We start from the raw sequence: 13,720 nt of genomic DNA on the forward strand, positions 1-13,720 counted from the left end.
GGTCATAACAGGGCATTCTGTAACCTGCCCGAAACAATGTGGACACGGACGGGAAATGCCGCGTCCATAGGCTGTTAGCAGTTTCAAGCAATCTACCCGGCAGGTATCTGCGGCAGGGCCACAGCAGGGAAAACCTTGCGTCTTCCCTGCTTTCGGATTGCGCTGGACCATATGGCTGCGGCCAGATATTTACATATGCGTTAGGAGCATAGATGTTCAAGACTGCGGACGAAGTCCTCAAGTTCATCAAGGACGAAGATGTAAAGTTCGTCGATATCCGCTTCACCGATCTTCCCGGCGTCCAGCAGCACTTCAACGTTCCGGCCAAGAGCGTTGACGCTGACTTCTTCGTCAACGGCCAGCTCTTCGACGGTTCTTCCATCCGCGGCTTCCAGGGCATCGCCGAATCGGACATGCAGCTGATCCCCGATGTGACCACCGCGTTCCTGGACACCTTCCGCATGGAAAAGACCCTTGCGCTGAACTTCTCCATCGTGAACCCGCGCACCGGCGATCCCTACCACCGCGATCCCCGCGGCGTAGCCGAGAAGGCCGAAGCGTACCTGGCTTCCACCGGCATCGCCGACACCGCTTTCTTCGCTCCCGAGGCCGAGTTCTTCGTCTTCGACAACGTCCAGTACCAGTCCTCCCCGCAGGGCAGCTTCTACAAGATCGACTCCGAAGAAGCTCACTGGAACACCGGCCGCGAGGAAGAGGGCGGAAACCTCGGTTACAAGACCCCCGTCAAGGGCGGCTACTTCCCGGTTTCCCCCACCGACAAGCAGGCTGACCTGCGCGACGCCATGTGTGTCGCCCTGGACGAGGCCGGCCTCGAGGTCGAGCGCAGCCACCACGAAGTTGGATCCGCCGGCCAGGCTGAGATCAACTACAAGTTCACCACCCTGACCCACGCTGCCGATGACCTGCAGAAGTTCAAGTACGTCATCAAGAACACCGCGGACGCCTGGGGCAAGTCGGTCACCTTCATGCCGAAGCCGGTCTTCGGTGACAACGGCTCGGGCATGCACTGCCACCAGTCGCTGTGGAGCAACGGCGACCCGCTGTTCTACGACGAAAAGGGCTACGCCGGCCTGTCCGACACCGCCCGCTGGTACATCGGCGGCCTGCTGAAGCACGCCGACGCCGTCCTGGCTTTCACCAACCCGACGGTGAACTCCTACCGCCGCCTGGTCAAGGGCTTCGAGGCTCCGGTCAACATGGTTTACTCGCAGGGCAACCGCTCCGCCGGTATCCGCATCCCGATCACCGGTTCGAACCCGAAGGCCAAGCGCATCGAATTCCGCGCTCCGGACCCCTCCTCGAACCCGTACCTGGCGTTCGCTGCCCAGCTGATGGCCGGCATTGACGGCATCCGCAACCGCATCGAGCCCCCGGCGCCGATCGACAAGGATCTCTACGAGCTGCCCGCCGAGGAAGCCAAGGACATCCCCAAGGCTCCGGGCACCCTGGAAGAAGCCCTGGAAGCACTGCGCGAGGACAACGAGTTCCTGCAGGCCGGCGGCGTCTTCACCCAGGACCTGATCGACACCTGGATCGAGTACAAGTACGAGAACGAGATCCGCCCGCTGTCCCTGCGCCCGAACCCCTACGAGTTCGAGCTCTACTACGGCGTCTAGTCTCCAGTCCCCCTGGCAGTATTGCCAGGACCGCTGAGACAGCGAAAGGCGGCCACCGGTGATCCCGGTGGCCGCCTTTCACGTTCCCGGGCCGGAGGCCCGGATTGATCAAAAGGTGGAGGCCCGGCTCCAGACGTGCTGAGACCGGGAGCCAGACCTCCTGACGAATGCCCCCCGAGACGAAGACTGTTCGAGCCTTCCCCCCAACAAGGTTGAAGAACACCGCCATTCCACATCATCGAATAAACGGTTTCCCAACGCAATAAGGGCCCGCCGGTGTTACCTCATTGTGGCTTGGCGAAAGGCATGAACAGGGTCCGCTGCGGCCCCGCGGACCCGCCGGTGTACTGGCCGTGGTCCACGAAGCCGGCCTTCAGGTACGCCGCCAGTCCGGCTCCGTTGGCCTCGTTGACGGAGAGCACGACGCCGGAAGCACCGGTTCTGTGCCGGCGCTCAAGTTTTCCTGCCGCCACCACGGCCGCGGCAGCCCCCAGCGTCCCCAGGCCTTTGCCCTGCTGGCGCCGGTCCACGAGGAATCCCCGGAGCAGCCAGGCGGAGCGGTCATCCGGCCAGCCGGCCAGGGTGGCTGCTCCGGACTGCAGGGTGAGCACGCCTATTGCACGCCCGCCGGCTTCCATCACACAGGGATGCCGCCCCTCTTCGGCCAGGCCGGTGAGGGCCATCCGCAAAGGATCACCTACGAATCTTTCCTGGCCGGGCCCGAGCCGGAGCCGGGCCACAGCGTCCAGCTGGATTGCCTGGGCGTCCGCATCAAGGTCCCGCAGCTGGATGATCCAGACGGACCCAGGGAACCCGTCAGTGCCCATAGAAGATGCGCTCGAAGACGCCCCGTGCCCGCCGGCTGACCCGGAGGTAGTCCTCCTCCAGGGCGGCGGCGTGGCCGGGCTCGTAGCCGCACCACCGGGCCACCGCTTCCAGGTCGCGGCGGGACGAAGGCAGGAGGTCGGACGCCTTGCCGTTCCAGATGACGTTAGCGGACCTGATCCTGCTCGCCAGCCGCCAGGCCTGCGCCAGCGTCTCTGCGTCGTCCCGGGACAGCAGCCCCAACGTAGCCGCGGCCTCCAGCGCCGGAAGGGTGGACGTGCTCCGCAGCTCCGGGTGTTTTCCGGCGTGCTGGAGCTGGAGCAGCTGGACGAGCCATTCGACGTCGCTGAGGCCGCCGCGGCCCAGCTTCAGGTGCCGGGCGGGATCGGCGCCGCGGGGCAACCGTTCCGACTCCACGCGGGCCTTGACCCTGCGGATCTCCCGGACGTCCTGCACCGCAACGGACTCGGGATAGCGGATGGGGTCAATCAGTGCCAGGAAATCGGCGGCGAGGCCATCGTCACCGGCCATCGGACGCGCGCGGAGCAACGCCTGCGCTTCCCAGATCAGCGACCAGCGGCGGTAGTACTCGGCAAAGGATTCCAGGGAGCGGACCATGGCCCCGTTTTTGCCCTCCGGGCGAAGGTCAGCGTCCATCTGCAGGACGCGTTCGGCCATAATGGCAGGCTTCAACGGCTGGGTCAGCAGGCTGGACACCTTGGCTACGATCCTGCCCGCCTGTTCCTGGGCCTCAGCCTCGGAAAAGCCCGCCAAGGCCCGGTGGACGTACATGACATCGGCGTCGGACCCGTAGCCGATTTCCCGCCCGCCCTGCCGGCCCATGGCAACCACCAGCACGGCGGTCTTCAGGGGTCCGCCGGCGGCCACGATCCCCTCGGCCACGCGCAGGGCACCCAGGACGGCGGCCCGGTCCGTATCCGCGAGGGCAGAACCCACCTGGTCCTGGTCCAGCAGCCCTGCCGAATCGGCCACGGCGATGCGGAGGATTTCCCGGCGGCGGATGAGCCGGATCAGGCGCATGGCGCTCTCGGGATCCGAGTGCCGTGACATCTTGGACGTGATTTCCTGCCACTGCGCTTCGAAGGACACCGGAACAAGGTCCTTGTCCTGCCCAAGCCAGGCAACCGACTCCGGTGACACTTCCAGCAGGTCGGCGATCAGCCGCGAATTGGAGAGCATGTGGCAGAGCCGCTCCGCCGCCGCGTTGGAATCGCGGAGCAGGCCAAGGTACCAGTGGGTGGTTCCGAGTGCCTCGCTGACCCGGCGGAAGGCCAGCAGGCCGGCGTCGGGATCCACGCCCTCGGCAAGCCAGTCCAGGAGGATGGGGAGCAGCTGCCGCTGCAGGGCTGCCCGCCGGCTGACACCGGCCGTCAGGGCTTCGATGTGCCGCATGGCACCCTGCGGGTCACTGTATCCAAGTGCCGCGAGCCGGGCCTGGGCAGCCTCGGGGGTGAGCCTGGCATCCTCGCTGCTGAGCTTGGCGGCCGTGTTGAGCAGTGGCCGGTAGAAAATCCGCTCGTGCAGTTCCCTGACGGACCGTTTCGTCTTCTGCCAGGCGCTCAGCAGGGCATCAGGGTGCGGCCGATCATTGGAGAACGGGCCAAGCACCGCCTTTGCCAGGGCGCGCAGCGCAGGTTCGGCTACCGGCATCAGGTGCGTGCGGCGCAGCTGGAACAGCTGGATCCGGTGTTCCAGGAGCCGGAGGTACCGGTAGGCGTTGTCGAAGGCTGCGGCGTCCGTGCGCCCGATGTAACCGCCCGCCGACAACGCCGCGATCGCCGACGTGGTGTCCCGCCGTCGTAATGTCTCATCCGCTTTGCCGTGGACCAGCTGCAGCAGCTGGACCGTGAACTCCACGTCGCGCAGGCCGCCGCGGCCCAACTTAATCTGGCGCTGCTCCTCGGCAGCGGGGATGTGTTCGGTCACCCGGCGGCGCATGGCCTGGACGGACTCGACGAACCCGTCCCGGCCTGCAGAATTCCAGATCAGCGGGGCTACAGCTTCCTCGTAGCGGCGGCCCAGTTCTGTGTCGCCGGCGATGGTGCGGGCTTTCAGCAGTGCCTGGAACTCCCAGCTTTCGGCCCAGCGTGCGTAGTAGGCCTCGTGGGAGGCCAGGGTGCGCACCAATGGCCCGGATTTGCCCTCCGGCCGGAGATTCGCGTCTACCTCCCAAAGGCCTGGTTCGCGCGCCACGGAAGAGATGGCACGGGAGATGCCACTGGCCAGCGCGGTTCCGATGGTGTTGGCGTGCGCGTCCTCCAACTGCCCGGCATCGATGACATAGATGACGTCGACGTCGGAGATGTAGTTAAGTTCCCGGGCGCCGCATTTGCCCATTCCGATGACCGCCAAACCAACGTCGGCGACGTCGGCGGCGTCGAACTGTTCTGCCGCCTCGGCCCGCGACACGGCAAGGCCGGCTTCGATGGCCGCGCCGGCGAGGTCGGCCAGCTCGCCTCCCACGGACGGCAGGAAGTCCAGCGGATCCGCGGCACAGAGATCCTTGATGGCCAGGTCCACCACTCCCCTGCGGTACGCCGTCCGCAACGCAGCGTAGGCCTCCGCGCCTGTCACGGCAGCAACGGGACGCGCAGCCCGGGGATCAGCACCCACCGACTGCAGCAGGGTGGACCGCAGCTCCGCAGGGTCTGCGGGAAGGGGCTCCGGGCTGGTGCGCACGTTGAACGCCGCGAGGTGTTCGGGGTGGCGGATCAGGAACTCACCCAGGGCCTCCGAGGCACCGAGCACCCGGTACAGCGGCTCACTGGTTTCAGGATCCGCCCCGGCCACCGCACGAAGGTCGGGGTGCTTTTCGATCAGCCGTACCAGGGACTGCAGCGCGGCATCCGGGCTGGCCGACAGCTGGAGTCCGGCAAACAGCCGGTCCTGGTCCAGCCCTTCCAGCTCACTCGCCGCCAGGAAGCGTTCGCCTTTTTCCAGGTCGCTGAATCCGGCCGCGATTAGGCGGCGTGCCAGGCTCACGCCCGCAGCCTAAAGGATGCCGAGGTTGCGCTGCAGCTCGTAAGGCGTCACCTGCAGGCGGTAGTCCTGCCATTCCGCCCGCTTGTTGCGGAGGAAGTGCTCGAACACCTGCTCGCCCAGGATCTGCGGCATCAGTTCCGAATCCTCCATGGCGCGGATGGCGTCGTGCAGGCTGGCAGGCAGGGGATCGTGGCCCATGGCCCGGCGTTCGGCCGAGCTCAGCGACCAGACATCGTCTTCGGCGGCGGCCGGGAGGTCGTAACCTTCCTCGATGCCCTTGAGGCCCGCGCCCAGAAGCACCGCGTAGGCCAGGTAGGGGTTGGCTGCCGAGTCGATCCCGCGGTATTCGATCCTGGCGGACTGGCCCTTCCCCGGCTTGTATAGCGGCACACGGACCAGCGCGGAACGGTTGTTGTGGCCCCAGCTGAGGTAGCTCGGAGCCTCGCCGCCGCCCCACAGCCGCTTGTAGGAGTTCACGAACTGGTTGGTCACAGCGGTGAACTCGGGAGCGTGCTTGAGGATGCCGGCGATGAACTGGCGGGCTGTCTTGGACAGCTGGTACTCGGACCCGGCTTCGAAGAACGCGTTGCTGTCGCCTTCGAACAGGGAGAAGTGCGTGTGCATGCCGGAGCCGGGGTGGGCCGTGAACGGCTTGGGCATGAAGGTGGCGTAGGTTCCCTGCTGCAGGGCGACTTCCTTGATGACCGTGCGGAAGGTCATGATGTTGTCCGCCGTCTGCAGGGCATCGGCGTAGCGGAGGTCGATCTCGTTCTGGCCCGGACCGCCCTCGTGGTGGCTGAATTCCACTGAGATGCCCACCGACTCGAGCATGGTCACCGCGGTCCGGCGGAAGTCCTGGGCCACGCCGCCCGGCACGTGGTCGAAGTAGCCGCCTTCGTCAACCGGCACGGGCGCGCCGTCGGGGCCGGGCTCCTGGGATTTAAGGAGGTAGAACTCGATCTCCGGATGGGTGTAGCAGGTGAAGCCCATGTCCGCGGCCTTGGCCAGGGTGCGCTTGAGCACGTTGCGGGGGTCAGCGGTGGAGGGTTCGCCGTCGGGGGTGAGGATGTCGCAGAACATGCGCGAGGTCTGTTCCGTCTCGCCGCGCCATGGCAGGATCTGGAAGGTGGCGGGATCGGGCTGCAGCAGCATGTCTGATTCAAAGACGCGCGCCAGGCCCTCGATGGAGGATCCGTCGAAGCCAAGGCCTTCCTCAAAAGCCCCTTCGACCTCTGCCGGCGCCAATGCCACGGACTTCAGCGATCCCACGACGTCGGTGAACCACAGGCGCACGAAACGTACGTCGCGCTCTTCGATAGTGCGCAGGACAAATTCTTGCTGGCGGTCCATGATGGCCTCTTCTCCGGTCAAACGTCCATGCTCCGGGTCCACGCATGGGGAAAGCCGGCAGCAGTTCACCAACACTGTACTAAGCATTCGACGCCGATGCTTGAGCCTGCGCCGCACGTAACACAGCATTAACCTGGCGCATTGCCGGCGGCGGCCCGCGGCGCCGGTTTTCGCGACCACCGGCGGCCTACCGATGCCCCTGGCTATGACGGTTATCACCTTTACCGCCCGCCCCCGCGGTAGCTAGGACGGCAGGTACCGCACTACGCTCGTCCCATGGCCTCCAACAGCTCCGAATCACGCGCGTCCGCTGAAGTACCCGCCCCCTACGGCAGCGGCCCCGCGCAGCCGGCTCCCGCAGCTGAGCGAAAGCCGGCCAAGGTGCGAATCCACCACCTGCAGCAGGCCAAGCGGGACGGAACCCGGTTCGCGATGCTGACCGCCTACGAGCAGTACACGGCGGAAATCTTCGACGCGGCCGGGATCGAGGTCCTGCTGGTGGGTGACTCCGCCTCCAACAATGTCTTTGGAAACGAGACCTCCCTGCCCGTCACCGTTGACGAGCTCCTCCCGCTGTGCCGGGCGGTGGCGCGTACCGCCCAGCGCGCCCTGGTGGTAGCGGACCTGCCTTTCGGCAGCTACGAGGTTTCAGCGGAGCAGGCGGTGGCCACCGGCGTGCGCTTTTTGAAAGAAGGCCTGGCACATGCGGTCAAGATCGAAGGCGGCGCCTACTACGCCCCCACCGTACGGGCCATGGTCCAGGCCGGTGTTCCGGTCATGGCCCACATCGGCTTCACCCCGCAAAGCGAACATGCCCTGGGCGGCTACCGTGTGCAGGGCCGCGGCGACGATGCACAGCGCCTGATTGACGACGCTGTCGCTTTGGCCGGCGCCGGCGCGTTCTGTGTGCTCATGGAAATGGTCCCGGCCGAAACGGCCGCCGCCGTGGACGCCGCCGTCGACGTTCCCACTGTGGGCATCGGCGCGGGCAAGGAAACCACCGGGCAGGTGCTCGTCTGGCAGGACATGGCCGGACTGCGCGGCGGCCGGATGGCGAAGTTCGTCAAGCAGTACGCGGACCTTCGCAGCACGCTGCTGGATGCGGCCACACAGTACGGCAACGACGTCCGGACCGGGCAGTTTCCGGGCCCCGAGCACTCCTTCTAGTCCGGCACCTGCTTCCGGGCGGGCACCTGCCCGTCAGTCGTCGTCGCCCTTTTCCCAGGCCTCGTTCCGCGCACGGACTTTTTCGATCGCGTGCTCGGCCTCTTCCCTCGTCTTGTAAGGCCCGATCAGCTGGCTCCAGTCGGAAAGCCTGTCCTCTTCGACCTCGTGGGTATTGACGTTGTACCAGTACTCAGGCATTGCTGCTCCTCGGTTCGGCCGGCGCGTCCGGAACGTGATCCGCGTAACGTTGATTCTTACGGCGGCGTACCCGGCTTTGCGGTTGTTAGGCGTTCTGTGGTGCCTTATATGATCAATCTATGCCTTCCCTTGCCTCGACTGCACCCATCGGCACCCTCACCCCCGGTACCGTCAGCCCGCAGCGTCCTGTCCCGGCGTCCATTCCCCGGCCGGAGTATGTGGGCAAACCCGCCCCCGCCAAATTCACCGGCTCGGAGGTGAAGTCTGCGGAGACCATCGAGAAGATCCGCGTCGCGGGCAAGATCGCGGCGCAAGCCATCGTCGAGGTGGGAAAGCACATTCAGCCGGGCGTCACCACGGACCAGCTGGACAAGGTGGGCCATGAGTTCCTGCTCGACCACAAAGCCTATCCCTCCACGCTTGGCTACCGGGGGTTCCCCAAGTCCCTGTGCTCCTCGCTGAACGAGGTCATCTGCCACGGTATCCCGGACAGCACGGTGGTCCAGGACGGCGACATCATCAACATCGACATCACCGCCTTCATTAATGGCGTCCACGGCGACACCAACTACACCTTCCTGGTGGGCGACGTTGATGAAGATTCCCGGCTGCTGGTGGAACGGACACAGGAATCCCTGAACCGGGCCATCAAGGCCGTTGCCCCGGGCCGCGAAATCAACGTCATCGGCCGCGCCATCCAGTCCTACGCGAAGCGCTTCGGCTACGGCGTGGTCCGGGACTTCACCGGGCACGGCGTGGGCGAGGCTTTCCACACCGGGCTGATCATCCCGCACTACGACGCTGCCCCGGCCTACAACACCGTCATCGAAGCCGGCATGGTCTTCACCATTGAACCGATGCTCACGCTGGGCACCGTGGAATGGGACATGTGGGCCGACGACTGGACCGTTGTGACCAAAGACCACAAGCGCACCGCCCAGTTCGAGCACACCCTCCTCGTCACCGAAAACGGCGCCGAAATCCTTACCCTGCCCTAACGCGCCGCACTGCGGCCGCACAGGCCTGCGAGGGCCGCAAGCCACCCGGCACCCTATTTCCTGCCCGCCCCCTGCCACGAACGGAAACCCATTGGCCAAGAAAGACGAGAAGTCGCACAAGAACGCCCCGCTGATCGGCATCGACATCGGAGGCACGGGAATCAAGGGCGGCATCGTCGACCTGAAAAAGGGCAAGCTGATGGGTGACCGGTTCCGTGTACCCACGCCGCAGCCGGCCACGCCCGAAGCCGTGGCCGAGGCCGTGGCACTGGTAGTGGCCGAGCTGTCCGCGCGTCCCGAGGCCCCCGAGGCCGGCTCGCCGGTCGGTGTGACCTTCCCCGGCATCATCCAGCACGGCGTGGTCCACTCCGCTGCGAATGTGGACAAGAGCTGGCTCGACACCGACATTGATGCCCTCCTCACCGCCCGGCTGGGCCGTCCGGTTGAGGTCATCAACGACGCCGATGCCGCCGGACTCGCGGAAGCCCGCTACGGCGCGGGCGAGGGCGTCAAGGGAACCGTCCTGGTCATCACGCTCGGCACCGGAATCGGCTCGGCCTTCATCTTCGACGGGAAGCTCGTTCCGAACGCCGAGCTGGGCCACCTGGAGGTGGACGGTTTCGATGCAGAGACCAAGGCATCCGCAGTGGCACGTGAACGGGACGGGCTCTCCTGGGACGAATACAGCGTGCTGCTGCAGCGCTACTTCTCCCATGTTGAGTTCCTGTTCTCCCCCGAACTGTTCATTGTTGGCGGAGGCATCTCCAAGCGTGCCGACGAATACCTGCCCAACCTCAAGCTCCGCACCCCGATTGTCCCGGCCGTGCTCCGGAATGAAGCCGGGATTGTGGGCGCCGCAGTCGAGATAGCGCTGCAGCACAAGCTCACCAAGTGAGCTGCACCGCAAGGCCGGCCCTGCCCGGTTAGCCCAGAACACCCCTTCCGATCCGGGAGGGGTGTTCTGCGTTTTGGTCTCAGGTTTTGTGGGACCCGCCGGGCCGCCGCGCTGGACGGCCATGGCTGGTCGTGCGGCGTCGTCAGGGGTGAGGTACCGGCGGCAGCTGCAGCTTCCCCTCCGCAGCTGCCGCCGGAAGTCTTATAGGGAAGTCTTTTCCGGCTTCCGCGGCGTGGCGGGGCGTTCCGTGGCATCTGCCTGCGCCTCATGGCGGAGCTGGGCGATGGCCGCCTCGAAGTCCTCAAGGGATTCGAAGGCCTGGTAGACGCTCGCGAAGCGAAGGTAAGCCACCTCGTCCAGCTTCTGCAGCGGCCCAAGAATGACCAGGCCCACCTCATGGGCGTCTATTTCCGCGGCGCCGGAGGCACGGATTTGCTCTTCGACTTCCTGCGCCAGCATGGCGAGGTCGTCTTCACTCACAGGCCGTCCCTGGCAGGCCTTGCGGACGCCGTTGATGACCTTGCTGCGGCTGAAGGGTTCGCCCACCCCGGACCGCTTGATGACCGACAGGCTGGTGGTCTCCACGGTGGTGAACCTGCGCCCGCACTCCGGGCACTGGCGGCGCCGGCGGATGGCCGAGCCGTCGTCAGCCATCCGGCTGTCCACGACGCGCGAGTCGGGATTGCGGCAGAACGGACAGTACATGGCGTCCCTCTCTCGCAGGGTCCCTTCGGGGACTGTGGGTTCGGCATTCGGCAGGTGAAGACTATGGTGGCACAGGTTGGCGGCATCACGGCCGCAGCCTCCAGTTTACGGCGGCGGGCACGCGAATAACAAGCGTGTCATTACTACATGTAGTGGGCGGGCCAACTACATGTAGTGCCGGAGCCCTCTTGGGGCTTAGCCGGCGGCGCCCGGGAAGCGCGCCGTCACCGCGTCACCGTGGGCGGGCAGGTCCTCTGCGCGCGACAGGTTCACGATGTGGCTGCTGACTTCGGCAAGGGCGTCCCGGCTGTAGTTCACCACCTGGATGGCGCGCAGGAACGTGGTGACGTTCAGGCCGGAAGAGAAGGCCGCGGTTCCGCTGGTGGGGAGCACGTGGTTTGAGCCGGCGCAGTAGTCGCCGAGGCTGACGGGGCTGTAGTCCCCCACGAAGATTGCCCCGGCGTTCCTGATCCGCGCCGCTACGGATGAAGCATCCTTAGTCATGATCTCCAGGTGCTCGGCAGCATAGGCATCGCAGGCCGCGATGCCCTGTGCCAGGCCATCCACCAGCACTACTCCGGATTGCGGGCCGGACAGGGCCTCACGGACCCGGTCTGAGTGCCTGGTGGCTGCGGCCTGGAGGTCCAGCTCCGCGCGCACGGCAGCGGCGAGTTCCTCCGAATCCGTGATCAGGACCGAGGCCGCCTGGGGGTCGTGTTCTGCCTGGCTGATCAGGTCGGCGGCAACCAGGGCAGGCTGGGCAGTGGAGTCGGCAAGGATCGCGATCTCGGTGGTTCCCGCCTCGGAATCGATGCCCACCACGCCTTTCACGAGGCGCTTGGCAGTGGCGACGAAAATGTTGCCTGGCCCCGTCACCACGTCCACGGGTTCCATGGCCGGGCCGGCTTCCGTAGCCTCTACGCCGTAGGCGAAGGCCGCGATCGCCTGTGCGCCGCCGATGGCGTACACCTCAGTGATCCCCAGCAGTGCGGCTGCGGCGAGGATGGTGGGGTGCGGCAGCCCGCCGAACTCCTTCTGCGGCGGCGACGCCAAGGCGATGGATTCCACGCCCGCGGCCAGCGCCGGCACCACGTTCATGATGACCGACGACGGATAGACGGCCAGGCCGCCGGGCACGTAGAGGCCCACCCGCGCTACCGGAACCCAGTTCTGGCTGACCAGGGCCCCGTCGCCCAGTTCCACGTCGACGTTGCGGGGACGCTGGCCGTCAGCGAAGATGCGGGCACGACGGATGGATTCCTCCAGGGCCTCCCGGACGGCGGGCTCCAGGGAGTCCAGCGCCGAGGCAAGGGCCTCAGTGGGCACCCGGGGGTGTGACTGCTCCACACCGTCGAACCGGAGCGCCAACTCGGCCAAAGCCTCAAACCCGCGCGCGCGGACGGCGCCGATGATGTCGAGGACCTTCTCTTCGGCGTTGGCCACCGTCTGTCCCTGCGCACGCGGCACTGCCGCGCGGAGCCCGGCGAGCGTCAGGTTTCGGCCCCGGACGTCCACCGTCCGGAAGTTCACGGCAGTGGCAGGGGTGGCGGGGAACTCCGATGAAATGGTCACCGGACTATTTTACGGGGCGCCGCGGCCGCTGGTGCCAGCCGCGTCCTCCAGCGGGTTGACGGCGCCGGGCTTCCGGCCAAGCTGTTCCAGGAGTTCCAGGACAAATACGGAGATGGCAGTGGCTGCCGGCCACAGGAGCAGCACCGGCAGTGCGCGCAGTGAAAACGCCAGGCTTGCATTTACGGAGGTGTCCACCGGGGCGCCCCACAGCCTTCCGGCCAACATACCCGTCTGCCAGGCCACGAGGCTGCCAATGAGCGCCCCGGCCAGGCCCAGCACCAGGGACGCTTCGGGACGTGGACGGCGGCGGTCGGCCAGGAACACCGCAAGGAGGCAGCCGGCAAGGACCATCAGGCCGGCGAGCGTGAGGTCCCGCGGCAGCCAGACGGAGGGGTTGGAGCCGGTACCCAGCGCAGGGTCCCGGGTGATCAGGTTGAGGCCTCCCGGTGCCAGCACCCACCAGAGGATTCCCGCGGGAACACCGGCAACCGCGGGAACGGCGAAGAGGGCCCACTGCAGGGGCGGCCGGTCCCGGCGGGGTATAAGTGTCATGCCACAAACCTTAACAAATGTTCCTGCCACCAGACCGCGGACCAGCTTCGGGATGTTGCCCTCCCGCCTGTGTCGGAATGTTGCTCCTCCGGGAAAGGCGGACAATAGGGTTGGGGAACAAGCAATGCCCATCCAGCCTTCAGGAGTTCCGGGTGACCGACAACAGCGCGCCGTTCGAGCGGACGTTCAGGGAAATGTTCCGGCGCCACGCCGCCGGGGTGGCCATCATCACGGTCAACTACCAGGACGAGCCCTATGGCTTCACGGCAACGTCAGTGGCTTCGCTCTCCGCCCAGCCGCCACGCTTCACGTTCAACATGGCCCGCAGTTCGCGTTCCTGGCCGGCCGTTGCCAACACGACGTATATCGGAGTCCACATGCTGGGGCTCGAAAACCAGCAGCTGGCCGCCCGGTTCTCAGCCGCCGGGAACCGTTTTGAGGGCGACCACTGGGCCATCGGACCGCACGGGGTCCCCGTGCTGAAGGACGTTGCGGGCTGGCTGATCGGCGAAGTGCAGATGCGCCTGTCCTTCGAAAACAACGCCGTGGTGGTGGTCCAGGTGGTCGACGGCCAAGTGGGCGGCGAAGGCACGCCCCTGCTTTACCACGCCGGGGGTTACGGCCAGCCTGTCCCCCTCGACTACGAAATCTAGCCCCGGCAAACGCACCTCCCGCGGAAGGGCGCACGACGACGAAAGCTGGCTTCCGCCGTCGTGCTTCCTTGCGGGAAAAGCGCCTAGGTGTACTCAGTCAGTAGGTTGTTTGCACCTGCTGGTGGGTGGTTTGCCTCCGAGGCTGCTGTGGGGCCGGTGGTTGTT

The 13,720-nt window shown here is 66.2% G+C and carries 12 protein-coding genes; 5 read left to right on the plus strand and 7 right to left on the minus strand.

Annotation, left to right across the window (positions count from 1 at the left end):
- The first annotated feature begins 212 nt into the window (after positions 1-212).
- Positions 213-1,637, plus strand: a complete 1,425-nt coding sequence (glnA, locus tag UC32_RS18140; RefSeq protein ID WP_015936802.1) for a type I glutamate--ammonia ligase — start codon at positions 213-215, stop codon at positions 1,635-1,637.
- A gap of 284 nt (positions 1,638-1,921) precedes the next feature.
- Here glnA (UC32_RS18140) and UC32_RS18145 read toward each other — a convergent pair whose 3' ends face one another.
- Genes UC32_RS18145 through glnA (UC32_RS18155) form a run of 3 tightly spaced genes read right to left on the minus strand, consistent with a single transcriptional unit; the run spans position 1,922 to position 6,815 of the window.
- Positions 1,922-2,464, minus strand: a complete 543-nt coding sequence (locus UC32_RS18145; RefSeq protein WP_045732575.1) for a GNAT family N-acetyltransferase — start codon at positions 2,462-2,464, stop codon at positions 1,922-1,924.
- Positions 2,454-5,465 carry a bifunctional [glutamine synthetase] adenylyltransferase/[glutamine synthetase]-adenylyl-L-tyrosine phosphorylase gene (locus tag UC32_RS18150; protein ID WP_045732576.1) on the minus strand — a complete coding sequence of 1,004 codons (3,012 nt, stop codon included), beginning with the start codon at positions 5,463-5,465 and terminating at the stop codon, positions 2,454-2,456. The genes UC32_RS18145 and UC32_RS18150 overlap by 11 nt, the downstream gene beginning before the upstream one ends.
- 9 nt (positions 5,466-5,474) lie before the next feature.
- On the minus strand, positions 5,475-6,815 hold the full coding sequence (gene glnA / locus UC32_RS18155) for a type I glutamate--ammonia ligase (protein WP_045732585.1): 1,341 nt from the start codon (positions 6,813-6,815) through the stop codon (positions 5,475-5,477).
- A 276-nt stretch (positions 6,816-7,091) separates the two neighbouring features.
- Between glnA (UC32_RS18155) and panB the strand changes: the two genes are divergently transcribed.
- Positions 7,092-7,982: a 3-methyl-2-oxobutanoate hydroxymethyltransferase gene (gene panB, locus UC32_RS18160; RefSeq protein ID WP_045732577.1), complete on the plus strand. Its 891-nt coding sequence runs from the start codon at positions 7,092-7,094 to the stop codon at positions 7,980-7,982.
- Positions 7,983-8,015: 33 nt separating this feature from the next.
- On the opposite strand, the gene UC32_RS20630 is transcribed toward panB, so the two are convergent.
- Positions 8,016-8,180: an SPOR domain-containing protein gene (locus UC32_RS20630; RefSeq protein WP_015936797.1), complete on the minus strand. Its 165-nt coding sequence runs from the start codon at positions 8,178-8,180 to the stop codon at positions 8,016-8,018.
- A 119-nt stretch (positions 8,181-8,299) separates the two neighbouring features.
- Between UC32_RS20630 and map the strand changes: the two genes are divergently transcribed.
- Positions 8,300-9,178 carry a type I methionyl aminopeptidase gene (gene map / locus UC32_RS18165; protein ID WP_045732578.1) on the plus strand — a complete coding sequence of 293 codons (879 nt, stop codon included), beginning with the start codon at positions 8,300-8,302 and terminating at the stop codon, positions 9,176-9,178.
- 91 nt (positions 9,179-9,269) lie between these two features.
- Complete coding sequence (gene ppgK / locus UC32_RS18170; RefSeq protein WP_045732579.1) at positions 9,270-10,073, plus strand: polyphosphate--glucose phosphotransferase; 804 nt, start codon at positions 9,270-9,272, stop codon at positions 10,071-10,073.
- A gap of 201 nt (positions 10,074-10,274) precedes the next feature.
- On the opposite strand, the gene nrdR is transcribed toward ppgK, so the two are convergent.
- From nrdR to UC32_RS18185, 3 genes are all read right to left on the minus strand, one after another.
- The gene (gene nrdR / locus UC32_RS18175) at positions 10,275-10,778 is read right to left on the minus strand and encodes a transcriptional regulator NrdR (RefSeq protein WP_045732580.1); all 504 of its coding nucleotides are present in this window, start codon (positions 10,776-10,778) and stop codon (positions 10,275-10,277) included.
- Positions 10,779-10,973: 195 nt separating this feature from the next.
- Complete coding sequence (gene hisD / locus UC32_RS18180; RefSeq protein WP_045732581.1) at positions 10,974-12,350, minus strand: histidinol dehydrogenase; 1,377 nt, start codon at positions 12,348-12,350, stop codon at positions 10,974-10,976.
- Positions 12,351-12,359: 9 nt separating this feature from the next.
- Complete coding sequence (locus UC32_RS18185) at positions 12,360-12,902, minus strand: hypothetical protein (RefSeq protein WP_045732582.1); 543 nt, start codon at positions 12,900-12,902, stop codon at positions 12,360-12,362.
- Between the two features lie 152 nt (positions 12,903-13,054).
- On the opposite strand from UC32_RS18185, the gene UC32_RS18190 reads away from it, so the two are divergent.
- A complete protein-coding gene (locus UC32_RS18190; RefSeq protein ID WP_045732583.1) occupies positions 13,055-13,555 on the plus strand; it encodes a flavin reductase family protein in 501 nt (166 codons plus the stop codon).
- The last annotated feature ends 165 nt before the right edge of the window (positions 13,556-13,720 follow it).

The sequence above is a fragment of the Pseudarthrobacter chlorophenolicus genome (assembly GCF_000962805.1).
Lineage (GTDB): Bacteria > Actinomycetota > Actinomycetes > Actinomycetales > Micrococcaceae > Arthrobacter > Arthrobacter chlorophenolicus_A.